Origin of the sequence: Octadecabacter antarcticus 307, from assembly GCF_000155675.2 — a bacterium.
GTDB classification, from domain to species: domain Bacteria; phylum Pseudomonadota; class Alphaproteobacteria; order Rhodobacterales; family Rhodobacteraceae; genus Octadecabacter; species Octadecabacter antarcticus.
Map to the genome: position 1 here is coordinate 4,078,650 of NC_020911.1, position 26,293 is coordinate 4,104,942.

Below are 26,293 nucleotides of genomic sequence, written 5' to 3' on the forward strand. Positions count from 1 at the left end.
ACTGTTTGAAGGCAGCCTCCCAAAAAGGACATGGTGTGATTGCGGCGGCCGCTCTGCGGTGGCGAACGAGGTCCTGCTATACTGGCCTCATGGAAACAAGCCGTGAGGAGAACGACCATGACATATTATGCAGGATTAGACGTTTCGCTCAAAGAAATTTCGATCTGTATTATCGATGATGACGGGGCGATTGTGGCACAAGGCACCGCGCCAGCTGATCCCGAAGGGGTGGCAGGTTGGTTTAAGAACCGATCTCTGGCTCCAAAACGGATTGTGCATGAAAGCGGACAGCTTTCGATCTGGCTACAACGCGGGATGGTGCAATTGGGCTTACCAGCAATCTGCATCGATGCCCGCAAGGCCCATAAGAGTTTGTCTGCACGGTTGAATAAGTCGGACAGCGCTGATGCAGAAGGCCTCGCGCAACTCGCACGGATGAACTGGTTCACTCCGGTTCACATTCGCAGTGAAGAGTCGGATCTATTGCGGGTGTTAGTCGGAGGACGAGAGCGTATGATCCGACTGCGCAAGGATCTGGAAGGCCACATCCGAGGCGTTCTGAAGGCCTTTGGTATCCGAATGACTGGGATAGGTCAGGCGCAGCAAAGGCAAGGATTTCGCGATCAACTGGCCGCCGCTGGAGAAACCGATCCCGTGCTGCGCACCATCGCAGACGGGTTCATCGCCGCCCACATCACGCTGTGCAAGGCGACCGCTGACTTTGATGCCGCATTGAGGGCGAAGTCCAAAAGTAATCCCATCGCGCGTCGCCTCATGACCATTCCCGGAGTTGGCCCAATTGTATCACTCAGTTTTGCAGCACTCGTCGACGATCCCAATCGGTTCAGTAAAACCTCAGACGTGGGTGCGTTTCTCGGTTTGACGCCGAGGCGGCACCAATCGAGTGAAATGGATTGGTCGGGCCGTGTCTCAAAGTGCGGAGATGCAGCGATGCGGGGGCTACTGTTTGAAGCGGCGTCCTGTGTCATTAGACAGGTGAAGCGCTTCTCAGCGTTGAAGTCCTGGGCCGTCCGACTGGCTGGGCGGCGAGGCTTCCGCAAAGCCGCTGTTGCCACCGCGCGCAAGATTGCAGTGTTGATGCTGACGCTCTGGAAATCAGGAACCGACTATCAATGGACACAAGAGGCCACTGCCTGAACTGAATTCTTGCCGGACGGGCGGGAAGCGAAGTCCCGACGGGACGGAGGTTGATCGATCTCGTAAAAACGGTTGGGACGGAGCAACTGCCACGTAACCCGCAAACGACATTGGAGACGATCCACCACCGAAAACCATCATGAGGCGCAATGCGCGACCTCGGAGAGAACCATGACCCCGAACGGACAGATCGCTAACCCGCTTGACAAGGCCGCAAACAGAGAACCGTTTTTGAACGCATAGAAACCCGTTGGGCCTGTGCCCATTTTTTGAAAGCGACCATTGGCCTTACTGTTACCAAAAGTCGCTTTATCTGGACAGCTGCCCTTGACCACGACCGCAGCGAAAGTCGGCTTACCGCCCTCTCGGTCGTTGCACAATTATAATCGCACGAACTAGGGTATTCGATCAGCAGCCATATCTTAACCCCACTGAGTGCCATTGCGAACTGTCAAGGGTGACACTAACGTGCGACACAACATCAATCGCACACTGCTGTTCCAAGCCTTATCAATGGTCTAATTATGTGGTGGAGTTCCCGCTATGCTCCACTATTCCCTTTTATTTCAGTGAATAAGACAAGCGTTAGAACGCTGCGCCTCGGATGTGGTCGAATGACGCTGTCACTAACACTCATTCACTTTGATCGTGAATACGCCTTACCATGTACCAAACCAGCAGCAGCACAGCCGGTGTCACGAAGGCCGCCATCGCAAATTTCGGCACGCCGAGAGCTATTTCGAGCGGGGCGAGCATATAGAGCGCAAGATTGACCGCATAGTAGCTAATCGCCACGACCGATAGTCCTTCCACGGTATGTTGCAACCGAAGTTGCAGGCCCGCACGCCGATCCATGCTTTCAAGCAGCAATTGGTTTTGCATCGACCGTTCAACATCCACCCGTGTGCGCAATAAATTGCCCACTCTCAGCGCCCGCTCTGACATGTCTTTTAGCCGCTTCTGGGTTGATTTAACGGTGCGCATTGCTGGATCAAATCGACGCATCATAAATTCAGAAAAGGTCTGCATGCCCAAAAAACGATCTTCACGCAGGACCTCAATACGCTGGTTCACGATTGTTTCGTAGGCCTCTGTTGCGCCAAACCGGAACGAAGTTTGTGCGATGCTATTCTCCAACTCCGCCGAAACGGCGAGAAGGTGTTCCAACATCTCGTCATGTTTGGCGGCGGCACCACGCATCTCGGAGGACAAATCGTTCAGCGTTGTTTCAGTCGCGCCCATGTCGGACCCAAGTTCACGCGCCCGGTTCAGACCGAGCATCGCCATTGATTTATAGGTCTCAATCTCGCAAAGGCGCTGGATGACACGGCCAATCCGGCGGTCACCACAGCTTGGCCGAGGAAAAACAGCAAAGCGGGTGTGGCCGTTTTGATCGATGTGAAAGTCGCCTGCGATCACCAACTGATCGTCCAACACTTTGCTGATTGCCAGGCTCTCGGGAACAAACCAATCTTTTGTTTTCTCAACGGTCTTATCGTCACTCTCGAAGACGTCGACGCGGATCAACGCAGATGTTAACCGTGTCCCAACGGCAGCATCTAGCCAGTCCTTTGGGAACACGCCAAAGTTCTCTTCTTCAAAGGGTTTGATTGAATCGCCACCCCCAAAAATAGTGTAGGTTACAAACTCTGTGTGGCTTTCCCATTTCAGCTGATGCCGACCGATTTGGCCGGAATAATGCGTAGCCCCAACTTGCGGATGTTCTGCCCCATAACGGTCCAACAAATTCAAAAGGTGAGCCATATCAGCGTCACGATCACGCCCTGCTGCGTTCACTGCTGGCTTGATCGCCAAATATGACGCATGGCTCGGCGCAGTCACTATCGGAAAGGGGCGCGCATGAAGTTCGTTGGACATCGCGTAACGCAACGGGTGTTCGACGACTGGGGACATAAGATTAAAACCTGACTCAATTTCGTTTGTAACAATAGTAACCACGCCTATACGAACGGGAATACTTTTTAAGGCGGCAAAACCGCACGCTGATTCCTTCGTTACGCCAGGGACCGACTTTCGCTTTTACTGTGGCGCATCCTTCTCAGATCATTGCCGCTACGTCCGTGTCAACAGATTTGAGTAGAGCAACATACCCCACGGTAAGAACGCATCTTCTACCTGCGCCCAAATGCTGTGCGCCGCGATGGGGTCAAGTTTGGCGGCCTGCGCGCAACGATTTGGGCCTATCGATATAGGTAATGTCATAGGGTCGTTTGGCGGCCGTCAGCAATTGGGCCAATTGGATCAGCCAGCCTCCTGTGCCGCCACCCGCAAAAAGTGCGCGAAGGGGTTTGGTCCAATCGCGCGTACCCCCGAATAAGAAATGGTCAATTTCGCGCGGATAAGACAGGGAACCGGTGATCAGCCGCTTGGCCTCATCCGCAGGGTCCCGATCTGGAAAGGGGGGTTGCTTCGTATTGGTCTTTGACGTTGGGCCGTCACGAAGGCTAACAATTTTGGCTTTTGCAGGCCAGATCATTTCGCACGACAGTACAGCCGAAACCTTACACCTTGGTCTACTTCTTCGGCACTCCGTCAAAATCTGCCGCATCATGGCGCTCGCGCAGCTGTTCATGCGGCTCACCCCATGTGCGATTGACCATTTTGCCACGCTGGAACGCTGGACGCGCAAAAACATCATTCGCCCAGCGGTTCACATTCTCGTAGCTTTCCACGTCGAGAAATTCAGCTGCGTCATAGACCAGCCCTTTGACCAACGCGCCATACCACGGCGCCGTCGCCATATCCGCGATCGTGTATTCGTCGCCTGCCAGATAGCGATTGTCTTCCAGCTGTTGGTTCAAAACATCTAACTGGCGCTTGGCCTCCATCGCGAAACGATTGATCGGATATTCAAATTTCTCCGGCGCGTAGGCGTAAAAATGGCCAAAACCGCCGCCCAGATAAGGTGCTGAACCTTGCAGCCAGAACAGCCAGTTCAGCGTCTCGGTGCGCCCTTCGATGTCGCGCGGCAAAAACGCGCGAAATTTCTCGGCGAGGTATAGCAAGATCGCGCCACTTTCAAAAACTCGCACGCCGGTCGATTTGTCGAACAGCGCCGGAATTTTGGAATTGGGGTTTACGTCTACGAAACCACTGGAAAACTGGTCGCCCTCATTGATGTCGATGAACCACGCGTCGTAATCGGCAGCGTAACCTTTGGCCAAAAGCTCCTCCAGCATCACCGTGACTTTCACCCCGTTCGGTGTCGCCAGCGAATGCAGCTGCAAAGGGTGCTTTCCCACGAGCAGATCTTTGTCGTGGGTCGCCCCCGCGATGGGGCGATTGATGCTGGCAAACTTGCCGCCGCTCTCAGAATCCCAAGTCCAAACTTTAGGGGGCGTGTAGGTCATTATCGTTTCCTTAACTATACACTAACCAAGCTAGGGTCGTAGGCGGCAGGTGCAATGGGCACCGCGCGTCATCCACCTAAAAAGTTTTGTACAAACCATACGAGCCGCAGTTTTCTGTTTGTATAAAGCCGTATGGCTTGACGCGAAATTCACAAAGGTTGCGTCTTACGGTGTCCGGCCCCAAAGTCCCTGAAAAAGCAAAAGGGGACTGTCATGGCTGCGATTGCACGGCTCGGCGTTGATATCGGCGGCACGTTCACGGATGTCGTCCTAGAGACGGGTGGCAAGACCTTTTCAACAAAGGTTCTGACGACCTATACAGCCCCCGAAAATGCGATCATCGACGGCATTCATAAGGTCTGTGAAAAGTCTGGAATTACGCCATCCGACATTGGCCAAATCATCCACGGCACCACTCTGGCAACCAATGCTTTGATCGAACGGCGCGGTGCGAAGACAGCATTGATTACCACCGAAGGGTTCCGTGATGTCATTGAAATGCGGACAGAATCCCGATTTGAACAATATGATCTTAACCTGACCCTGCCGGAACCTTTGTTGCCACGTCAGATGCGCTACACAGTGCCCGGGCGCATAGATGCACTGGGTGTGGAACTGATCCCGCTCACCCGCGCTGACATCGAACCCGTTGTCGCAAAGATCGCCGCGGCGGGTTATGAAAGCATCGCGATTGGCCTGATCCACAGCTATTTGAACCCCATGCACGAACGGCTGGTCGCACAAGTTTTTGCCGACAAAATGCCTGATGCGATGGTGTCGATCAGCTGCGAAGTCTCGCCGCAGATGCGCGAATACGAACGCTTCAATACAGTTGTCGCCAACGCCTACATCAAACCCCTGATGAAGAGCTATCTAAGCCGTCTTGAGGCGCGATTAAGCACTGAGGGCGTGGACTGCAAAATTTTCCTAATGCATTCAGGTGGTGGGATAATTTCACTTCAAAGTGCCGCAGATTTCCCTGTGCGACTCGTCGAATCCGGCCCTGCTGGGGGCGCAGTTTTCGCGGCCCACATCGCGGCGCGTTACGGGCTGGATAAGGTGCTTAGCTTTGACATGGGCGGGACGACGGCAAAGATTTGTCTGATCAAAAACCAGACCCCGAAAACCAGCCGTGTGTTTGAGGTCGCGCGGACGTATCGGTTCAAAAAAGGGTCTGGCATGCCAATCTCAATTCCCGTGATCGACATGGTCGAAATCGGGGCTGGCGGTGGCTCACTCGGGTCCGTCGATGCGATGCGCCAGATCCGCGTTGGCCCCGAAAGTGCAGGGTCCGAACCGGGGCCTGCGTGCTACGGGCGCGGCGGCCTGCACCCCGCCGTGACGGACGCGGATTTGGTGTTGGGAAAACTTGATCCAGACGATTTTGCAGGCGGTACAATCACACTAAACACACCCGCAGCCGAGGCCGCGTTGCGGACAGTTTTGGGCGATGTATTGGACATGGACGCCGCGACATCGGCATTTGGACTGGCCGAAGTTGTGGACGAAAATATGGCAAATGCCGCACGCGTTCACGCAGTCGAAAACGGCGAAGACCTCAGCGAATACACCATGATCGCGTTCGGCGGTGCCGCACCACTTCATGCGGGTCGCTTGTGTGAAAAGCTCGGCGTTGAACGCATGCTGGTACCACCGGGCGCGGGCGTCGGATCGGCCATAGGGTTCCTGCGCGCACCGTTCTCGTTTGAGGCCAACAGGTCGGTCTATATGAAACTGTCGGATTTTGATCCCGGTGCAATTGTCACATTGCTTGGCGACCTCGAAAAAGAAGCCACAGGGTTCGTGCGAACCTGTTCTGCGGATGCGGAAATCCTAAGCAAATTCAAGGTCTATATGCGCTATACAGGCCAGGGTTGGGAGATCCCGATCACGCTGACGCAAGCGCAGGCGATGGCGCCGGACGCCGCTACGTTCAAGGCGCGCTTTATCGAAGATTACACTAAGTTATTTGGGCGTTCTGTCGACGGGATGGACATCGAAATCACCGTGTGGTCCGTCAATGCCACAACCCCACCAGACCATGTTGGTCGCACTGCTGAGGTCGCGGCAGGTGCAGCGGCACCAACCATTGGACAGCGCCGATTATTCGATCCCGCGGCGGCAGAATTCCAAGACGCCGCAGTGGTGTTGCGCGACGCGATGCACGCTGGATCATCCGTGTTTGGCCCCGCCGCAATCACCGAGGACGAGACCACAATCATCGTCCCGACATCACGTATGGCATCACGCCAACCGGACGGCTGTATCGACATAAGGACCAAATCATGACCAATTCGAATGTCGCCTACCAAGTCATGTGGAACCGCCTGATTTCAGTCGTCGAAGAACAGGCGCAAGCATTGGTTCGCACCGCGTTTTCGACGTCAGTTCGTGAGGCAGGCGATCTATCGGCGGGGATCTATGATCTGGACGGTCAGATGCTGGCGCAAGCGGTCACTGGAACACCGGGTCATGTCAACGCGATGGCCGACGCCGTCGCACATTTCATCCGTCGCATCGGGCGCGATCACATCTTTGAAGGCGATGTTTATATCACAAACGATCCGTGGGAAGGCACGGGCCATCTGCATGACTTTACCATGGTCACACCATCGTTTCATCGCGACACCCTTGTGGGATTTTTCGCCTGCACCGCGCATATTGTCGACATCGGCGGGCGCGGGTTCGGGGCAGACGCAGCAAGCATCTATGAGGAAGGGCTCCAAATCCCGATCATGAAATTCGCGGATCACGGGGTCGTTGATGAAACGCTGGTTAGGATCGTGCGCGGCAATGTCCGCGAACCACAGCAATTGATCGGTGATCTCTATGCGCTCGCCACCTGCAATGAAATCGGGCACCGTCGTTTGATCGAGATGATTGAAGAGTTTGGGCTGGATAATCTAATTGGCATCGCGGCATTCATCCTCGACAACTCACGGCGTGCAACGCTGGAACGGATCAACGCCCTGCCCCGCACTTCGGCGCGCGGCGAAATGACCATCGACGGGTTCGACACGCCGATCACCCTGAAAGTGAAACTGAGCATTGAACAGGACCGAATTCTGTCCGATTTTACGGGCACATCTGGGCTTGATAAAAAGGGCATTAATGTGCCGCTGGTTTATACCAAGGCATATGCTTGCTACGCTTTGAAATGTGCTATCGCGCCGGAAATCCCCAACAATGCCGCGTCCTTAGCGCCGTTTGAAATTACCGCCCCTGTGGATTCCATTGTCAACGCAGTGCATCCCGCACCCGTCGCACTGCGCCATATCATCGGGCATTTCATCCCCGACACGGTGTATGACGCGCTTGATAAAATCATGCCTGATCTGGTGCCCGCCGAAGGCGCTGGATGCCTGTGCAATTTCCAGGTTTCCTTGCGCCCACGCACCGACGCCCCCGCCCCAGCAGACGCGGTGCGCTCCGAGGTCTTGACGTTCAATTCCGGCGGTGCAGGTGCGCGACCAGAACACGATGGGCTGAACGCAACAGCCTTTCCATCAGGCGTTATGACGATGCCAATCGAAGCCACGGAACATGCGGGGCCAGTGATCATCTGGCGCAAGGAACTGCGACCAGATTCCGGCGGGGCCGGTAAGCAGCGCGGCGGTCTTGGACAACACATGGAAGTAGGTGCGCGCGCGGGACACGAATTCGACATTCAAGCGATGTTTGACCGCGTGGATCACCCGGCGCGTGGTCGCCGCGGCGGACAACACGGCGCGCCGACGACGATTGCGCAAGACGACGGCACTGCGATGAACGGCAAGGGCAAACAATTCGTGGCACATGGGCGGCGCGTGGTGATGGCGTTCCCCGGTGGGGCGGGCTACGGCGTCGTGGCGGACCGCGATCCGAACCTTGTGAAACGGGACTTGGCGCGGGGATATATTTCACCCGAGGTAGCGGCGCGGGACTACGGGCTTAGCGCGGATGACATTGCTGCGGTGCAGGCAGTCGTGTTGCGCGGTGAAGACATTTAGCCGTGGACGACCCAGTTTTCATTGTCGCCGACGGTGGCGACACGGGATGGCGCGCGGTCATCGCAACTCCTAGCCTAGATATTTGCGTCCTCATGCACCAGATCGCTGCATTTTTCGCCGATCATGATCGCAGGCGCGTTGGTGTTGCCGGACACGATTTCGGGCATAATCGAACAATCCGCCACCCTTAGGCCTGCAATACCATGGACGCGCAGACGTGCGTCTACCACGGCGTCTTTACCACTGCCCATTTTGCAGGTTCCTGTGGGGTGGTAGATTGATGCGGTGTTGTTGCGGGCCCAATCTAAGGTCGCATCATAATCGTTGATATCAAGGTCCGCGTGGGGGCGGAATTCTTCTGATATTTTTGAGGTGAGCGGCGCGTGGCGCGCAATCGTACGGGCGATGTTCACCCCTGCCACGGCAGTGTCGCAATCGGTTTTAGTCGACAGATAATTCGGGATGATCGCGGGGTATTCGCGTGGATCAGTTGATTTCAAACGAATTTCACCGCGCGATTCAGGCCGCAATTGACAGACCGACGTCGTGAACGCCGAGAATTTATCAGCGCCTTTGCCTGGATTTTCGGCAGACAACGGCTGGACATGGAATTGGATGTCGGGGGTTTCTAAATCGTCGCGGGTTTTTATAAATCCGGTCGCAAGACTGGCGGCCATCGTCATTGGGCCAGCGCGGAACATCAAGTATTTCAACGCGATTTTCGCCTGACCCATAAGGCTGGACACTTCGTCGTTCAGGGTTGGTTCGTTGCATTTATAAACCAGCCGTGCTTGTAGGTGGTCTTGCATATTTTTGCCGACACCGGGCAGATCGGCCACGACGTCGATGCCATGTTCGCGCAGTTGGTCCGCGTCGCCGATGCCAGATAGCATCAACAATTGCGGCGAATTGATCGCGCCACCAGACAGAATAATTTCGCGGCTGGCTTTGACAATATGCGTACGCCCCGCTTTGTCCGTATATGTTACGCCCGTGGCGCGTTTGCCGTCCACGATGACTTTATCGACAGCCGCATGGGTGATGATCCGCAGATTTTTACGGGATCTTATTGGGTTAAGGTATGCCACTGCCGCGCTGCACCGACGGCCATTGCGTGCGGTGAGCTGGAAAAACCCAACGCCTTCTTGCTTGGCGCCGTTGTAATCTGGGTTGAACGGATAGCCAGCAGCCTGCGCCGCCGCAACCCATGCATCCGTAATCGGGCGCTGGATGCGCATGTTGGACACAGACAGTGGGCCCTCGTTGCCGTGGTATTCATCCGCGCCGCGTTCGTTTTTCTCGGATCGCTTGAACAAAGGCAAAACATCATCCCAGCCCCAGCCGGTGTTGCCCATCTGCCGCCAGCGATCATAATCTTGGCTCTGACCGCGCACATACAAAAGCCCGTTGAGCGACGATGACCCGCCTAAAACCTTGCCACGCGGCCATTCGATCGACCGCCCGTTCAGACCGGGATCGGGTTCGGTTTTGTAGCACCAATCAACTTTTGGATTATGAATGGTCTTGAAATACCCTACAGGAATATGGATCCATGGATTGAGGTCACGGCCCCCCGCTTCCAGCAGGATAACCTTGTGCTTTGGATTGGCGCTTAACCGGTTTGCGATGACGCACCCCGCAGAGCCAGCGCCCACAACAATGTAGTCGGCCTCTAAATGTTCCATGCGGTGGCCCCTGACACAAAATTGATGGCGGCGCAGAAAATCCTTGCCTAACGTCAGTAAAGCGTCACAGTATTGAGACTGCAAGTATCATTCTTGCGCAAGGGAGGAATATTTATGAAAGCATCGAAGGTGCTCAGCACCATTTCACGCCGTGATTTGTTCAAGCTAACAGGTCGCTATGGCATCTCATCTGTCGTAATGGGAGCTGCTGCCATGACAGGAGCAATCACACTACCAAACATCGCAAAAGCGGCCGAAACGACTTATGATAAGCGTTTCGCCAATGAACCCAAGCACACACTGACACTTGGTGCAGCCGGTTTCAACGCGCAAAATCTGCTGATCGAACGCGCTGGTGTTCTTCAGTTCGCATTCGACCTCGAAGAGCGGACCGAAGGCGAGATTCGCGTAGAGTTTATCGGTGACAACCAGATTTGTGGCCAGCTTTCGTGTGCAGAGAAGGCCCAGTTGGGCGTGATCGACATGTACGCGGCTTCCACGCAGAACTCTGCTGGTTCCACACCGTACCTGAACGTACTCGACTACGCGTATATGTTCCGGACCCGTGCCGATATCTATCACTTCTTGTATTCACCGCTATCGATGGATCTTTTACGCAACCCACTCGAAGAGCGCCATGGCCTGAAGTTCCTGTTTAGCCACGCCGAATTGCGCGGAATTCAGTTGGGTAGCTCTTTTGCCGACAAGCCACTCGTCACATCCGTGACAGAGCTTGCGGGTACAAAGAACCGCGTGACAGGCACCCAATTGGGTCGCATCGCGATGGAACTTATGGACCTCAACCCAGTGCCAGTGGCATGGTCCGAGACGCTTGACGCACTTCGCACAGGTTTGATTGATGGCGCCGAAACATGGGCATCCGCCGTGGCTTACGCCAACATGGCACCTGCGGTCACACAGTCCGTCGACATGGGCTTTTTCTGCGGCACAGAACACACTGGCATGAACGCTGCTGTGTTTGACGCTATGGAAGCGCATCTTCAGAACGCCATCATGGAATCCGCGTATCTTGCGCAGGTTCATGTGCAGGCAGCAAACGAAGCGGCTCTCGTCAACACGGTCGGCTTCACAGACCCGCCCATGCCCGGCACAATCTTCGCCGAGAACGACGTGCGTGTTTCCAAGTTCTCCGTCGAAGCACGCCGCGAAGCCGAAGAGATGTGTTCGCCAGAGTTCCACCCAGCAGAGTGGGAGCAGTGGCGCGAGCGGATCAACGGTTGGGCCGGTGGCCGCGACACGTATCAGGAAATCTTCGACTCCGTACGTGCCAACAATCCGCACACGTTGGCTGAAAATGTCGAGCCTCGTCGCTGGTGGCGCACATAAGCGTCGCTTTGCCTTAGCAAGACCTTTGGGGCGGTGGGCATCAGCCTTCCGCCCCGTTTTACCTAATAAGATGAACATAGACGCCGAAAGCATAAACGGCGCATAGTTGGGGTCATTTAATGGCACCATCTTTGGGAGGGGCACCTATGATAGAGTCGATTTCAGGCGCGGCGACGATATTCGCACAGCTTGGCATAATTTTTGCTGACCTAGTTACCGGATCAGAACCTAATTTTTTCGAATTACGATCCGCAATGCGCGGTGACGGTGTCTGGCTTTGGGGTCTCGTCATGACGTTGGCAGGCGGCGTATTTGTTGCATGGATATACCGCGTGGTTCCATTCATCGATCGCAATCTTGAATCGACCCTGATGGTTGTCAGCTATCTGCTGATTGGTGCCATAATCTTTATTGAAGTCATCCGCCGCTTTGTCTTTTCTGAACAGTTCCCTTGGTCGACGACCATTCCCGGATACTTGTTCCTGATCATGACATGGACCGGGTGCAGTTATAATGTGCGGCTTCGAACGCACCTCTCGTTTTCCGAATTCCGCTCAAAGATGGGGCGTCTGCCGCAGATGGTAATGCTAGGTTTGGACGCCGCGTTGTGGTGGGGCGTCTGCCTCTTGGTCATCGTTACCTCCATGAGCGTGGTCGCCAACGCCGGCAGCAATTTCATGATCGTGACCGGCACAGACAATGTGATGGTCTGGTGGTTCCTGATCACCTTGCCCCTCGCCTTCGTCCTGCTTTCGGGCCGCGTGTTTCAAAACCTGTTCGTCGACATCCGCAAATATCGCAATGGCGATAAGATGATTGAGCAAGCCGTGTTGGGAGGGCAGTGATCATGGAAATTAGTACACTCGTCACCCTAATCTCCGTCGGCGTCACCGTCTTGTTTATGCTCGGTGTGCCAGTCTTTCTTGTCATCGCCTATTGGGTCTTGGGCACGTCTCTCGCGCTTGGTCAGCCGCTTGTGAATATAGGTACGGCGTTGTCGGACGTGTTTACGGACGGCTTTGCCTTGTTGGCGATGCCGCTGTTCATCCTTACCGGTGACTTAATCAACCGCGCGGGTATTGCGCGACGGCTATCGGACTTTGCATATGCCTGTTTGGGCTGGCTGCGCGGCGGCCTTGCGATGGCGGCGATTGGGGCCTCTGGGCTGTTCGCGGCGATCTCTGGGTCCAACTCGGCGACGACAGCAACCATTGGTTCGATGTTGCACCCCGAGATGGTAAAAGGCGGCTACGACCCGCGTTTTTCCGCGGCGACGGCTGCTGCGGGCGGTACAGTTGGTATCATCATCCCACCATCAATCATCTTTATTGTTTACGGCTTCATTATGAACCTGTCGATCAACGACTTGTTCATCGCTGGCATCGTGCCAGGTGCGATGATGGTTCTGGCGATGATTATCACGGCCTTTGTCGTTTCCACGATCAACGGCTGGGGCTACCTGATCAAACTTGATCCAGTCCGCGTGTTGAAAACCGCGCTTGGTAGCTGGTTGGGCTTCTTCGCCATCGGCCTCGTTCTTTGGGGCATATATACTGGCAAGTTCTCCCCAACTGAGGCGGCGGGTGTGACAGTTGGTTTCTGTGTGATCGTCGGCTTTGTCTGCTTGCCAATCCACAATGCCCTAAAAATTAACGAAGAACGTGACATCAACGAACGCGGCTTCTCCGAGATGCTTGTGGTGCGTGGTTTTGGCCCACTTGAATTGCCATCAATCACCATGCGCTCTGCGCAGATCACCGGCATTCTCGCGCCACTGATCGCAATTTCGGTGGTCATGCAGCAAAACCTCAGCTCGCTTGGCGCAAAGGAGGTCATTGAGACCTTCCTAATATCAATGGGCGGTTACTACCCGGTTCTGTTCACCGCCATGGCCATCGTGTTTGTTGCGGGTATGGTGCTTGAATCACTGCCAGTTACGATCATCCTTGCACCGATCTTAGCGCCGATTGCCGCCAGCGTGGGGGTTGATCCGATCCAGTTCGCGGTTGTCTTCCTTGTGGGTGCGTCAATCGGATTTATCACGCCGCCATACGGTCTTAACCTGTATGTGGCGTCTGGTGTGACGGGTGTGCCTTACTTCCGGCTGCTGCGGTATTCGACGATGTATCTGGTGTCGCTGATTATCGTTTGGTTTTTGGTGGCGCTGTTCCCCAGCATCTCAACGACGTTGCTTCCAGGTGGCGGCATCTACGAAACGCTGCAGTCCATCTTTAATAGCGGGGGTGCCGTATGACGGGTGGCACGGGTTCAGACACGATCCCTACCAATCTTCGATTGTTGTTGGTGCTAGAAGAAGTCGCGCGGGCGGGGGTTCCCGTCACGCCGACTGACATAAACGCCCAACTGGGGTTGCCCAAGCCCACTATCCATCGACTCTTTGCAACGCTAGAGGACGAGGGGTTCTTACAGCATGACATTGACGGACACTCCTATTCGCCCGGTCGTCGGTTTCGCCACATGGCGACGGGTGTGTTATCGTCACTGCGCATCCGCGCTGCACGCTTAGCCGTTCTGCGAAAACTTAGCGCAACAGTGGGTGAGACCTGTAATATCGCCCTGCCAGATCGTGATTCCATGATTTATCTTGAACGGATTGAAACGGAATGGCCGCTGCGCATTCAGCTGCCCATCGGCACCGCCGTTCCGTTCTATTGTACCGCATCTGGCAAGATGTATCTTTCGACGTTGCCCAAATCGCATCTGGCACGCTACGCCACATCTGAAACGTTGACGGCGAATACAAGCAACACGATTACCGACCCTGACACCCTGATCCAAGCCGTTGAGACGGTGCGAAAGAACGGATATTCCCTCGACGATGAGGAATTTATGGATGGCATGATCGCGGCCGCTGTCCCCATTCTGGATGTTAATGGGCGGCTGGTCGCGACGTTGTCGTTTCACGCGCCGACGATCCGGTTTTCAATTGAAAAGGCGCTCGAATACCTGCCGGCTTTGCGCAGCGCAGCTGACGATTTGGCGAGCCTGCTTAACGACTAGGCTTGCGTGTCGGTTAGGTCTTCGTCGCTTTCGTCTTTGGTCAACGTAGACCACCTTTGCCCAATGGGAGCGTCAGGTGGTGACACGCAGGTCTTGCGGTGAATGTTCACTTTGCTTATAAAATTCGCGGAAATTGGCGCGGTCACGAACAGGAACGCCATAATCAATAATTCATGGAACGATCCATCCCGAAAGACGAACGCCGCCGTCATTGATGCCAACAATAGCGCACCGATACCCATTGTCCCGACCTTTGTGGGGGCATGTAGTCGCGTCATCGCGTCGTTGAAACGCAGCAGGCCAATAGCGCCGACCAGCATAAAGAGAGCCCCTATCAACAGGAAGATTGCGACGGCGTAGGTTCCGAATTCGACCCAATTCATTCGATGATGTCCCCCCGCAAAACGAACCGCGCGTAGGCGACGGTGGATACAAAGCCAAGCATGGCGATGATTAACGCCACCTCAAAATAAAGTGGCGTACCCTGCGAAATTCCGACCAGGACGATCACACCGATGGCGTTCAACACCATGGTATCCAGCGCCAGAATGCGGTCCGCCATACCGGGGCCGATCACCAGCCGAACCATCGACATCAATTGCGATATTGCGACGGACGCAAAGGCAATCGCCAGTGCCCAGCTTAGAAAGTCATCTGCGGGTGTCATGCGAAAATCTCCTTCAGGCGGGTCTCATATCGTTGCTTAATCTCATCACGCACTGCATCGGGGTCCGGCGCGTCAAGTGCGTGTACAAGCAGGCAATGACCCGTGTTCGACAAATCCGCCGACACCGTGCCAGGCGTAAGCGTGATAGTCCCTGCCAGCACCGTAATCGCCTCGGGATGGCGCAAATCAATCGGGATGATAATCCACGCGGGGCGCAGTTTTGAATTAGGTCGCGTTAGCACGATCCACGCCACCTGTACGTTGGCGACAATAATATCCCACATCACAAGGAGCACATAGGACGTCATTTTGCCGATTTTGAAACCGGTCGGACGGTCTGGCCACCAAACGGCGGTCAAACGCGGGATAACAACACCAAGGATCAGGCCGAAAACGGCCATGCCGTAGGTTAATTCATTTTGCAGCAGGATCCAAACAATCGCCAAAATCAGCGTCATTGCAGGATGGGGCAAAAGCCAATTGAACAGTCGCGTCATATCAATGCTCCTCGCCCAAAGGGTTGCTCATCTTGCCGTGCGAACCGATCACGGTTTCAATATAGGCGTCCGGTTCAAAAAGCTGCTGCGACGTGGCGATCATATAGGTTTGCGCGTGGCCACCAAAGAAGGTGAAAGCGGTCAGCAATGCGATCAGCCCGCCGACTGCGCAATAAGACAGGGGGTGCGGAGGTTCAAAAACCTCGCTGTCTTCAACCACAGGAACGCTTTCAGCTTTCCAGAAGACAATGCTGCCAGCGCGGGCGAAGCCAACAACGGAAATCAGACTCGCTGTCAGCACGACGACCCAAACCCAGACCCCCAAGGCCGTGTCAAACGACGCATCGAGAATCATCAGCTTGCCGATGAAACCTGATAGCGGCGGCAGGCCCGCCATGGCGATCGCGGCGGCAAAGAACAGCCCCGCCGTCAGCGGCGCACCCGCGACAGGCGACATGGCTGTCAATGACAACGACTGGCGGCTGGATTTGACCAGGTCAACAATCAAGAACAGCGCAGCCCCCGCGAGGGTTGAATGAACGATATAATAAAGTGCGGCTGCAATACCTTCGGGCGTCATCAATGCAATCGCAACCATGACCATGCCCATAGACCCGATGACGGCAAAAGCGACCAGACGATCCAGTGATTTGGCCGCGAGTATTCCGATCATCCCAAGTGCAAGAGACACCAGTGCCACGGGCATTAACCAGACCTCTTCCAGCCCTGTAGTGGCTTCCAATTGTGGCGGGAAGATCATCGTGTAAACGCGGATGATCGCATATGCGCCGACCTTGGTCATGATCGCGAAAAGTGCCGCAACAGGACCCGGTGCTTCGGCATAGCTGGACGGCAGCCAGAAATGTAGCGGTACGACAGCAGCCTTAATTGCGAACACCAACAACAACAATACGGACGCCACGCGGATACCCACAGTTGCATCCGCACCGATCAGTTGCGCACGCAACGCAAGGTCGGCCATATTGAGCGTACCCGTTTCCGCGTAAATCGCCCCAAGCGCAAACAAAAACAACGTCGAGCCAAGCAAATTGAACAGCACATATTGCACGCCCGCCCGAAGGCGTTCGTTGCCGCCCGCGTGGATCATCAGACCGTAGGACGCGATCAACAGGACCTCAAAGAACACGAACAGGTTGAATAAATCACCCGTCAGGAACGCGCCCATGATCCCCATTAACTGAAACTGAAACAGCGCATGAAAATGCCACCCACGGTCGTCCCATCCAGACCCGATCACATAAAGCAATACGAACAACGCCAAGACTGCCGTCAGCAAGACCATCAAGGTCGAAAGCCTATCACCGACCAACACGATCCCGAACGGGGCCGCCCAATCGCCAAGCTGGTACAGGATAATTGTGCCATCAGATGCCGTCCACGCGAGGCCGGCTGCAATGGCGATCAACGCCATAACGCCGACCAATGAAAACACTCGCTGGATACCTATGTGATAGCGCGCGGCCAGCACGATGAACGGTGCAAGCATGGCGGGCAAGATGATTGGCGCGATGATCCAATGGGTCATGGCGCGTCCTCTTCATCGTTCACGATCGGGTCATCAACATGGTCGTCGTTGGTTCCAAGATAAGCCCCAAGAGCGATCATCACGACAACAGCCGTCATTGCGAACGAAATCACGATGGCCGTCAATACCAACGCCTGCGGCAGTGGATCGGTGTATAGCGTAGCATCATCCGCCAGAATGGGCGGCGCCCCGATGGTGAGGCGGCCAGACGCGAACAGGAATACATTGACCGCATAGGTCAGCAAAGACATGCCCATAATCACTGGAAACGTGCGCAAACGCAGGACCAGATAAAGACCAGTCGCGGTCAATATTCCAACCGCTGAAGCGACGAGAACTTCCATGCTATACCCCCACCTGCGGTTGGGTCGGGTCCGCGACGATCTGCGATGGGTCTATGTCCATCGGGCTATCGGACTCCTTTACATGGGCACGCCGCGCAAGACGTGAAAAGCTTTCCAGCGTCAGCATCACAGCCCCCACAACCGTGAGGAATACCCCAAGGTCAAACAGCGCGGCGGTCGCCACTTCGAATTTTTCAAACGGTGGAATACGCAGATAGGTAAAATCAGACGTCAGGAACGGTTTGCTAAAGAACCACGACCCGATGCCCGTGAGACCCGCAATCAGAACACCAGTGCCGATCACCCCATGATAGGGGAGCCGCTGGCGATCCGAAGCCCAGCCAAACCCGCTCGCCATATATTGCATCACCACCGCAATTGACACAATCAGACCCGCAATAAACCCGCCGCCCGGTTCGTTGTGACCGCGCAGGAAGATGTAGAAACCGACCATCAAAACCACAGGCATCATGACGCGGGTCAGCACGACCATCATCATCGGATGCTGGGTGCCCGACAGCATTTTGTCCGGTACACGGTTCAACAGGCGTGCACGAACCGGTCCATTTAATAGGGATTCGGTCAGTGCGTAGATCAATAGTGCCGCGATGCCCAAAACGATGATTTCGCCAAAGGTATCGAAGCCACGGAAATCAACTAAGATCACATTGACCACGTTGTCACCGCCGCCGCCTGCATGTGAATTGGCGAGTTGGAATTCCGAAATTGGCACAGAAATCGCGTCACGCAATAGGTAATGATAGCTCAATGCCATGCTCGCCAAACCAGCGCCACCAGCTACGATCACGTCGCGCACGCGCCGCCATATGGAACTTTCCATTGGCGTTTGATTGGGCAAGAAATTCAGCGCAAGCAACAGCAAGATGATTGTCACCACCTCAACCGTGATTTGCGTCATCGCAAGATCTGGCGCGCTCAGGAACACGAACCCGATCGAAACCATTAGACCCACGATACCAATCAGGATAAGCGACAACAGACGGTTGTGGTGCAGACATGCGAGGCCAACTGCCGCCGCGACAAGCATGATCCAACCACCGATTTCGACCCAGCCCGCCGGCTGAACGCTGCGCGTGACTTCACCAACGACGCCAGTCGTCCAAGCGTGAAAACCGACAGCGACGGTGGTGATCATCATGATCATGGCGTAGCGGGTAAACGCGCCATTGTGCAGCGGATGGACGATCGCGCGGGCGGACGTCACAAAGGCCGCGATGATGTGGTCAAAAATGGTCTTCGCTTCGGGGCGCGCTGTCGCATCCCACAGGCCCGACAGGAGGGCGAACTTCGACAACACGATCAAACCACCAACAACAGCGACGATAGACATATAAAGTGCGGGCACAAAGCCGTGCCAGATTTTGATATGCGCGTAGGGAACTTCAGTGGCAGTTCCCAAAACCGACGCCGTGACGAGTTTGACGAAGTCCTCGACCAAGAACGGAGCCATGCCAATCACAACGACCATAACCACGAGGATCGCAGGCGGCAGCCATAACCCAACACCGGGATCATGGGGTTTGGCGGGGTAGCTTTCAGGGGCACGTTTGGGGCCCAAAAACGTGTGACCGATCAGACGAAAACAATAAGCTGCGGAAAACATTGATCCGAAAGTCGCCAGCACTGGCACCAGCCAGCTTGGTCCAAACAGATAGGTATGCGCCATCTCTTCAAGCATCATTTCTTTGCTCAGGAACCCGTTCAGCAGCGGGATGCCTGCCATAGAAAGTGCTGCAATTGTTGCGATGACAAACGTGATCGGCATCAGATGACGCAGTCCACCGAGCAAACGAATGTCGCGCGTGTTGGTTTCGTGATCGATAATACCCGCCGACATAAACAGCGCCGCCTTGAACGTTGCATGATTGAGGATGTGGAACATCGCCGCAAACGCGCCAAATGCGGTACCAGTGCCCAAAAGCATCGTGATCAGACCGAGGTGTGACACCGTTGAGAACGCAAGCAGTGCCTTAAGGTCATGTTTAAACAGCGCAATGACTGCGCCCAAAATCATCGTGATTAGACCCGTTGTCGTGACGATGTAGAACCATTCCGGGGTGCCAGACAGCACAGGCCACATTCGCGCCATCAAGAATATACCTGCTTTGACCATCGTAGCAGAGTGCAAATAAGCCGACACTGGCGTCGGTGCCGCCATCGCATGCGGCAGCCAAAAGTGGAACGGGAACTGGGCGGATTTGGTGAACGCACCCAGCAGGATCAGCAACAGCGCCGGCACATACAGCGGGTCAGCTTGTATCAATTCGCGGTTCTGCAGAATCACGCTAAGGTCGTAACTGCCGACAATCTGACCCAATATCAGCATGCCGCCAATCAGCGCGAGGCCACCCATTCCGGTGACGGTCAGCGCCATGCGCGCACCTTGGCGGCCCGCTTCAAGGTGTTTCCAGTAGCCGATCAACAGGAAGGACGACAACGACGTCAATTCCCAGAAAATGAGCAAAAGCAAAACGTTATCAGACAGCACGATACCCACCATCGCGCCTTGGAATAACAACAGATAGGTGAAAAATTCACCCATATTATCTTCCCGCGCGAGGTAGAAGCGCGCGTAAGCGATGATCAGAAGACCGATACCAAGGATCATCGTGGCAAACAAAAAGCCGAGCCCATCGAGCATCAACGTCACGTTCAAGCCCAGTGCCGGGAACCAGTTAAATCCCGTCTGTACCACGTCGCCGTTCAGCACGGCGGGCAGGTTCGTCATCAGACCGACAAACGCCGCAAGGGTCACGGTGAACGTCACGCCGCCTACGGCCTGACGGCCTGCCGAATTCATCAAACCGGGTAACAAGGCACCCAAGAGTGGCAAGGTAACGATAAGAAAGAGGGACACGCGTGCTCCTGAACTTCAGCTCGAATAAAGTGCCGCCTTTTTGGGTCAGTTTTGATCAACCCTCAAGGGAAACCGGAAAAATTAGTCAACAATTCGAATGAACATCGCCGCTTTCGGACGTTGGAAGGTGAACGAAGGGCAATTAGTCGTCTGTATTTCGAATTCCGTAGCCCTGAAACGAAGCCAATGTGTCGGCGATGTCCGCATCGGACAGGATCACAGGCGTGCCGGATTGTTCGGCCAACAGCATAACACGGGACAGATTTTCAAGTTCCTGCATCCGCCAAAGCGCGCGGTCCAGAGTGTCACCTACAGTAAGCGCACCATGGTTGGCGAGCAGGCACCCGTGGCGGGCTCTGACGGCATCCGCGATCATGACCGACAGCGCATCACTGCCAAACAGCGCGTAACCAGTGCAGGGCACGTCCGTACCACCGAACGCCGCGACCATGTAATGAACAGCAGGGATGGATCGGCGCTGGATCGCGATAGCTGTGGCGTTGGCAGGGTGAGCATGAACGACGGCGCCGACATCCCCGCGCGCCTGCAGAACTGACTGGTGAAATTGCCATTCAGTCGACGGGTACTGGCCAGACGCAGGCGCGCCCTCCAGCGGAATTTTGCAGATCATCGCGGGTGTCATACTGGCATAAGGCACAGCACTTGGGGTGATCAACAGACCGCCGTCAACGCGCACGGAAATATTGCCTGACGTGCCTTGGTTCAGGCCAGCCTGTTCCATCCAAAGACAGCCGTCGATGATGGATTGGCGGGTTGCAGTGGTGTCTTGCGCCATTGCTCAGCCCGCCAAATCAGGGAACATTGCGCTGAGGCCAGCCTCGGACGCGTCACAAATTCCGCGCTCCGTAATAAGGCCGGTAACAAGACGGTTCGGCGTGACGTCAAACGCAGGATTGCCGCCCGGGGTGCCATCTGGCGTCACTTGGACTTCGGTGATCTCTCCCGCGTCATTTCGGCCCACTATATGGGTGATTTCACGCGCGCCACGATCTTCGATCGGAATGTCAGCGACCCCATCAGATACGGTCCAATCAATGGTCGGCGACGGTAGCGCCACATAGAACGGCACACCATTGTCATGGGCCGCCAGCGCCTTGAGGTAAGTACCAATTTTGTTGCACACATCGCCGCGCCGTGTCGTGCGGTCGGTTCCGGTGATAACCATGTCGACGTGTCCATGTTGCATCAAATGCCCGCCCGCATTGTCGGTAATATAGGTATGCGCGATGCCGTGACTGCCCAGTTCCCAAGACGTCAATGCGCCCTGATTGCGGGGCCGCGTTTCATCGACCCAGATGTGCAAAGCAATGCCCGCATTTTGGGCGTGATACATCGGCGATGTGGCGGTGCCCCAATCGACGGTCGCGATCCAACCCGCGTTACAATGAGTGAGTATGCGTACTGGTTCGCCGCTGGGTTTCTTGGCTGCGATGTCTTGGATCAACTTCAGACCGTTCAGTCCGATTTGGCGATTAATCTCAACATCCTCATCCGCGATGTGATGGGCAAGGGTCAATGCCGCCCCTGCCCTGTCCGCCAAATCTAACGGCAACAGCGCCGCCTGACACCGGTTCAGCGCCCAGCGCAAATTGATCGCCGTGGGGCGGGTGTTGTGCAGGAATTCCCAAGCATGGGCTATGTGCACATCGCTGGGATCAAGTCGCATCGCCAGTGCCATACCATAAGCCGCCGTCGCCCCGATCAACGGCGCGCCGCGCACGCGCATCTGGATGATGGCATCCGCAAAACCCTGCAAGGTTTCAACCGATTGTGTGCGAAATTCATGGGGCAGCCAGCGCTGGTCAATGATCTGCAGCGCGTCTTTGTCAGCGTCCCACCACAGGGATCGGTAATGTGTGCCGTCGACTTTCATAGGACTCTCCAATGCGATGTCACAAGCACTATGGCGCAAAAAACAACACCTTAAAGGCGATCAAACACCTTCGATGAACTTATAATCGCGGGTCGCCACAGGCCACGCAAAGGCAAGCGCTTCTTGGTATTCGGGGCTGTGGTAAAATGTTTTGGCAGTGTCCATATCGGCAAACCGGATGATGACACAGCGGGCGCGCGTGGTGCCTTCCATGACCTCAACTTTGCCGCCACGGGCCAGAAACTCACCGCCGTATTTCGCAACAGCTGGTCCTGCAAGGACCGCATATTTCGCGTATTCTTCAGTGTCTTTGACGTCCACTTGGACGATGGCATAGACGGGCATATCGGGGCCTCCGGTTTTGGATTTCAATCACGTTGTGTCTACATCTTAGGCGAACGTGCGGCGCGGTCCATCAAAACCTAAGCACAGTTGTGCAAACATCGCATAGAATAATTTTACCGTTTGATAAAAAAAATTTCTGTGCCAGTGTGAGGGAGATTAAGACGACAGGAGCCACCATGAACACGCCTTTTACCCCAGGAATTGCAGCCGAGCGTCTCGGCGTTTCGGACTTGCAAGAAAATTTTGCTGATCTTCACGCGCCCTTAGACAGACACGAGGCTGCGGTTGCCGCAGACCGTTGTTATTTCTGCCACGACGCGCCGTGCGTCACCGCGTGCCCGACGGACATCGATATCCCGTTGTTCATTCGCCAGATCGCAACCGGAACGCCGGACGCTGCGGCGAATACCATTTTTGAGATGAACATTCTCGGCGGCATGTGCGCCCGCGTGTGCCCGACTGAAGATTTGTGCGAACAGGCCTGCGTGCGTGAACTCGCCGAAGGCAAACCGGTTGAGATTGGTCGTTTGCAACGCTTTGCCACAGACATTGTCATGGCGAAAGGCGTTATGCCGTTCAATCGGGCCGAACCGACGGGCAAGAACATCGCCGTTGTCGGTGCGGGGCCAGCAGGCCTGTCATGCGCACACCGACTGGCGATGCTGGGAAATGACGTGACCGTATATGACTCCCAGCCAAAGGCTGGCGGACTGAACGAATACGGGATCGCCGCGTATAAAACGACGGATGACTTTGCGGCGCGCGAGGTCGACTGGCTGCTGTCGATCGGCGGTATAGAAATCAAGACCGGCATGGCGTTGGGGACAGATCTGAAAATCGATGATTTGGTGGGCGGCTTCGCTGCGGTGTTCTTGTCGGTGGGGCTTGGCGGCGTAAATGCGCTATCCGTGGACGGTGACAACAAGGATGGCGTGGACGACGCGGTTTCGTTTATCCGCGACCTGCGGCAGGCAAGCGATCTGGCCGCCCTGCCTGTCGGCCGTAATGTCGTTGTCATCGGTGGCGGCATGACTGCAGTGGACGCGGCAGTGCAATCAAAACTCCTTGGCGCGCAGCAGGTGACGATTGCCTACCGGCGCGGCCGCGATGCGATGTCGGCCAGCCGATATGAACAAGATTTGGCTGCGTCGTTTGGGGTAAACCTGTTGTTTAATGTGCAGCCCAAGGCGATCCACGGCAACGGGTCTGTGGCTGAAATTGAGCTGGAATATACGAGCGCCGAGAACGGCAAATTGACCGGAACCGGCGAAACGATCCGCATCGCGGCAGATCAGGTGTTCAGTGCCATTGGCCAGACTTTAACCAGCGATGGCGGGCTAAAATTGGACGGTCGCAAGATTGCCGTGACGAACGCAGGCCGCACCAGTCGCGATGGTATCTGGGCGGGTGGCGATTGTGCGTCGGGCGGTGATGATCTGACGGTAACAGCCGTCGCCGAAGGGCGCGATGCGGCGATGGATATTCATAAAACACTGAACGGGGATATTTGATATGGCTGACCTGACAACGGACTTTATCGGCATCAAAAGCCCCAATCCATTCTGGCTGGCGTCCGCGCCACCAACTGACAAAGAATATAACGTCCGCCGCGCGTTTGAGGCTGGCTGGGGCGGTGTCGTTTGGAAGACATTAGGCGAAGAAGGGCCGCCCGTAGTAAACGTGAACGGCCCGCGTTATGGCGTGATTTACGGCGCAGATCGCCGCGTGCTTGGGATCAACAATATCGAATTAATCACCGACCGCGACCTGCACACCAACCTTGAAGAAATCAAACGTGTGAAGGCGGATTATCCAGATCGCGCGATCATCGTCAGCATCATGGTCCCGTGTGAAGAAGAGGCATGGAAGGCGATCTTGCCGCTGGTCGAAGACACGGGTGCCGATGGGATCGAGCTGAATTTTGGCTGCCCGCACGGGATGAGCGAACGGGGCATGGGCGCTGCCGTTGGACAAGTGCCTGAGTACATCGAAATGGTGACGCGCTGGTGCAAAAAGTATTATTCCAAGCCCGTGATCGTGAAACTCACGCCGAATATCACCGACGTGCGCCAACCGGCAGCGGCGGCGCGACGGGGCGGCGCAGATGCTGTTAGCCTGATCAATACGATCAATTCCATCACTTCCGTAAACCTCGATTCGATGTCACCAGAACCCAGCATTGACGGCAAAGGCACGCATGGCGGCTATTGCGGCCCAGCGGTTAAACCAATTGCGATGTCGATGGTGAGTGAGATTGCACGCTTTGAAGAGACCAAAGGCATGCCTATTTCGGGCATTGGCGGTGTCACCACGTGGCGCGACGCGGCGGAATTCATCACGCTGGGCTGTGGCAATGTGCAGGTTTGCACCGCAGTCATGACCTATGGCTTCAAGATTGTTCAGGAAATGATTTCGGGCCTGTCGCAATGGATGGACGAAAAGGGACATACCTCAATTCAGGACTTCATGGGGGCTGCGGTACCGAACACCACCGACTGGCAGTACCTGAACCTCAACTATATCGCGAAAGCGGTGATCAATCAGGACGACTGTATTTCTTGCGGGCGCTGCTACGCGGCCTGCGAAGACACATCCCACCAAGCAATTGCCATGTCGCAAGATCGCACTTTCACGGTCATCGACGAAGAATGTGTTGCCTGTAATCTGTGCGTCGATGTTTGCCCTGTTGAGGACTGCATCACCATGGTTGCCCTTGCGCCGGGGACGACTGATCCGCGCACGGGCAAGGTGGTGCAAAAGGAATACGCAAACTGGACGACGCACCCAAATAATCCTGCTGCCACAGCTGCAGTGTGACGACGTCGTCCCTGACAGTTTCTTCCCTAAGACTGGGCCAGTGCAATGGCACATTGGCCCATTTTTTGGCCAATTAACTTTTTGGCCGACCCTATGGCGTTAGAAGCCCACGCAGCATCGCCTCAAGGTGGTGTTTGGCCCCATAAAACGGGTCAGTTTTGCCCAAAATGGCGCGCACTTGAACATCGAAATCAGCGTAATGTTGCGTCTGCGCCCAGATTGAAAAAATCAGGTGGTAAGGATCAATTTTATTGATACGACCAGCGGCGGCCCAGCCATTTATGACAACCGCAATCTCATCCACCAGTTCACGCAATTCGCCCTGCAAAACATCGCCGATGCGCGGCGCACCTTGGATGATTTCATTGGCGAACAGGCGACTTTCACGCGGATAATGCTGTGACATGTCCAGTTTTCGGTTGGCATAACCGAGCAGTTCTTCAACCGGATCGCCGTTCGCATCGATTTTACGCAAAGGTTCTAACCAGTTCTCAAGCAATTTCGCCAACAACTCCGTGTAAATCGCGTCTTTAGAGCGGAAATAGTACAGCAGATTGGGCTTCGACAGCCCCGCCTCGTCTGCCACTTGGTCTAACGTCGACCCACGAAATCCAAACTGTGAAAACACCACCAGACCTGCAGATAGAATCGCAGCCTGATTTTTCTTCTGGATTCGGGTGTCCGATTTTGGGCTTACTTTGGTCATGAGGCGGTTTTCGATTCGTCTAAATACT

At 55.3% G+C, this 26,293-nt stretch carries 23 protein-coding genes; 9 read left to right on the forward strand and 14 right to left on the reverse strand.

Annotated elements, in window-relative coordinates:
* Positions 1-117: 117 nt before the first annotated feature.
* On the forward strand, positions 118-1,158 hold the full coding sequence (locus OAN307_RS20915) for an IS110 family RNA-guided transposase (protein ID WP_015498238.1): 1,041 nt from the start codon (positions 118-120) through the stop codon (positions 1,156-1,158).
* Positions 1,159-1,791: 633 nt separating this feature from the next.
* Here OAN307_RS20915 and OAN307_RS20925 read toward each other — a convergent pair.
* From OAN307_RS20925 to yghU, 3 genes are all read right to left on the reverse strand, one after another.
* Positions 1,792-3,072 carry a DUF3422 family protein gene (locus OAN307_RS20925; RefSeq protein ID WP_015501490.1) on the reverse strand — a complete coding sequence of 427 codons (1,281 nt, stop codon included), beginning with the start codon at positions 3,070-3,072 and terminating at the stop codon, positions 1,792-1,794.
* 253 nt (positions 3,073-3,325) lie between these two features.
* Positions 3,326-3,655: a hypothetical protein gene (locus OAN307_RS20930; protein WP_015501491.1), complete on the reverse strand. Its 330-nt coding sequence runs from the start codon at positions 3,653-3,655 to the stop codon at positions 3,326-3,328.
* 37 nt (positions 3,656-3,692) lie between these two features.
* Positions 3,693-4,529, reverse strand: coding sequence for a glutathione-dependent disulfide-bond oxidoreductase (gene yghU / locus OAN307_RS20935; RefSeq protein ID WP_015501492.1), 837 nt, complete (start codon positions 4,527-4,529; stop codon positions 3,693-3,695).
* A 213-nt stretch (positions 4,530-4,742) separates the two neighbouring features.
* On the opposite strand from yghU, the gene OAN307_RS20940 reads away from it, so the two are divergent.
* The gene (locus OAN307_RS20940) at positions 4,743-6,818 is read left to right on the forward strand and encodes a hydantoinase/oxoprolinase family protein (protein WP_015501493.1); all 2,076 of its coding nucleotides are present in this window, start codon (positions 4,743-4,745) and stop codon (positions 6,816-6,818) included.
* The gene (locus OAN307_RS20945; RefSeq protein ID WP_015501494.1) at positions 6,815-8,518 is read left to right on the forward strand and encodes a hydantoinase B/oxoprolinase family protein; all 1,704 of its coding nucleotides are present in this window, start codon (positions 6,815-6,817) and stop codon (positions 8,516-8,518) included. The genes OAN307_RS20940 and OAN307_RS20945 overlap by 4 nt, the downstream gene beginning before the upstream one ends.
* Positions 8,519-8,592: 74 nt before the next feature.
* Here the strand turns inward: OAN307_RS20945 and OAN307_RS20950 are convergent, their stop codons facing one another.
* Positions 8,593-10,203, reverse strand: coding sequence for a GMC family oxidoreductase (locus OAN307_RS20950; RefSeq protein WP_015501495.1), 1,611 nt, complete (start codon positions 10,201-10,203; stop codon positions 8,593-8,595).
* A gap of 114 nt (positions 10,204-10,317) precedes the next feature.
* On the opposite strand from OAN307_RS20950, the gene OAN307_RS20955 reads away from it, so the two are divergent.
* The 4 genes from OAN307_RS20955 (at position 10,318) to OAN307_RS20970 (ending at position 14,571) form a co-directional block, all read left to right on the forward strand.
* Positions 10,318-11,550 (forward strand): TRAP transporter substrate-binding protein, encoded by a 1,233-nt coding sequence (locus tag OAN307_RS20955; RefSeq protein ID WP_015501496.1) that lies wholly within the window; start codon positions 10,318-10,320, stop codon positions 11,548-11,550.
* 146 nt (positions 11,551-11,696) lie between these two features.
* A complete protein-coding gene (locus OAN307_RS20960) occupies positions 11,697-12,395 on the forward strand; it encodes a TRAP transporter small permease (protein ID WP_015501497.1) in 699 nt (232 codons plus the stop codon).
* A gap of 2 nt (positions 12,396-12,397) precedes the next feature.
* Entirely contained in the window at positions 12,398-13,804 is a 1,407-nt protein-coding gene (locus tag OAN307_RS20965; RefSeq protein ID WP_015501498.1) for a TRAP transporter large permease, read from the forward strand.
* A complete protein-coding gene (locus OAN307_RS20970; RefSeq protein WP_015501499.1) occupies positions 13,801-14,571 on the forward strand; it encodes an IclR family transcriptional regulator in 771 nt (256 codons plus the stop codon). The genes OAN307_RS20965 and OAN307_RS20970 overlap by 4 nt, the downstream gene beginning before the upstream one ends.
* Here the strand turns inward: OAN307_RS20970 and OAN307_RS20975 are convergent.
* The 9 genes from OAN307_RS20975 to OAN307_RS21015 form a co-directional block, all read right to left on the reverse strand.
* A complete protein-coding gene (locus OAN307_RS20975; RefSeq protein ID WP_015501500.1) occupies positions 14,568-14,954 on the reverse strand; it encodes a Na+/H+ antiporter subunit G in 387 nt (128 codons plus the stop codon). The two genes, OAN307_RS20970 and OAN307_RS20975, sit on opposite strands and share 4 nt — an antisense overlap.
* Entirely contained in the window at positions 14,951-15,238 is a 288-nt protein-coding gene (locus OAN307_RS20980) for a K+/H+ antiporter subunit F (RefSeq protein WP_015501501.1), read from the reverse strand. Before OAN307_RS20980 ends, OAN307_RS20975 begins: the two co-directional genes overlap by 4 nt.
* A complete protein-coding gene (locus tag OAN307_RS20985; protein ID WP_015501502.1) occupies positions 15,235-15,735 on the reverse strand; it encodes a Na+/H+ antiporter subunit E in 501 nt (166 codons plus the stop codon). The genes OAN307_RS20980 and OAN307_RS20985 overlap by 4 nt, the downstream gene beginning before the upstream one ends.
* Before the next feature lies 1 nt (position 15,736).
* Positions 15,737-17,281, reverse strand: coding sequence for a monovalent cation/H+ antiporter subunit D (locus OAN307_RS20990; RefSeq protein ID WP_015501503.1), 1,545 nt, complete (start codon positions 17,279-17,281; stop codon positions 15,737-15,739).
* Entirely contained in the window at positions 17,278-17,625 is a 348-nt protein-coding gene (locus OAN307_RS20995; protein ID WP_015501504.1) for a Na+/H+ antiporter subunit C, read from the reverse strand. The genes OAN307_RS20990 and OAN307_RS20995 overlap by 4 nt, the downstream gene beginning before the upstream one ends.
* 1 nt (position 17,626) lies before the next feature.
* The gene (locus OAN307_RS21000; protein ID WP_015501505.1) at positions 17,627-20,503 is read right to left on the reverse strand and encodes a monovalent cation/H+ antiporter subunit A; all 2,877 of its coding nucleotides are present in this window, start codon (positions 20,501-20,503) and stop codon (positions 17,627-17,629) included.
* 142 nt (positions 20,504-20,645) lie between these two features.
* The gene (locus OAN307_RS21005; RefSeq protein ID WP_015501506.1) at positions 20,646-21,299 is read right to left on the reverse strand and encodes a class II aldolase/adducin family protein; all 654 of its coding nucleotides are present in this window, start codon (positions 21,297-21,299) and stop codon (positions 20,646-20,648) included.
* 3 nt (positions 21,300-21,302) lie between these two features.
* Positions 21,303-22,397 (reverse strand): S-methyl-5-thioribose-1-phosphate isomerase, encoded by a 1,095-nt coding sequence (gene mtnA / locus OAN307_RS21010; RefSeq protein WP_015501507.1) that lies wholly within the window; start codon positions 22,395-22,397, stop codon positions 21,303-21,305.
* 60 nt (positions 22,398-22,457) lie between these two features.
* The gene (locus OAN307_RS21015) at positions 22,458-22,742 is read right to left on the reverse strand and encodes a DUF1330 domain-containing protein (protein WP_015501508.1); all 285 of its coding nucleotides are present in this window, start codon (positions 22,740-22,742) and stop codon (positions 22,458-22,460) included.
* A 176-nt stretch (positions 22,743-22,918) separates the two neighbouring features.
* Between OAN307_RS21015 and OAN307_RS21020 the strand changes: the two genes are divergently transcribed.
* Positions 22,919-24,253 carry an NAD(P)-dependent oxidoreductase gene (locus OAN307_RS21020; protein WP_015501509.1) on the forward strand — a complete coding sequence of 445 codons (1,335 nt, stop codon included), beginning with the start codon at positions 22,919-22,921 and terminating at the stop codon, positions 24,251-24,253.
* Position 24,254: 1 nt separating this feature from the next.
* On the forward strand, positions 24,255-25,559 hold the full coding sequence (gene preA / locus OAN307_RS21025) for an NAD-dependent dihydropyrimidine dehydrogenase subunit PreA (RefSeq protein WP_015501510.1): 1,305 nt from the start codon (positions 24,255-24,257) through the stop codon (positions 25,557-25,559).
* Between the two features lie 91 nt (positions 25,560-25,650).
* Here the strand turns inward: preA and OAN307_RS21030 are convergent, their stop codons facing one another.
* Positions 25,651-26,265, reverse strand: a complete 615-nt coding sequence (locus OAN307_RS21030) for a TetR family transcriptional regulator C-terminal domain-containing protein (protein ID WP_015501511.1) — start codon at positions 26,263-26,265, stop codon at positions 25,651-25,653.
* Positions 26,266-26,293: the final 28 nt, after the last annotated feature.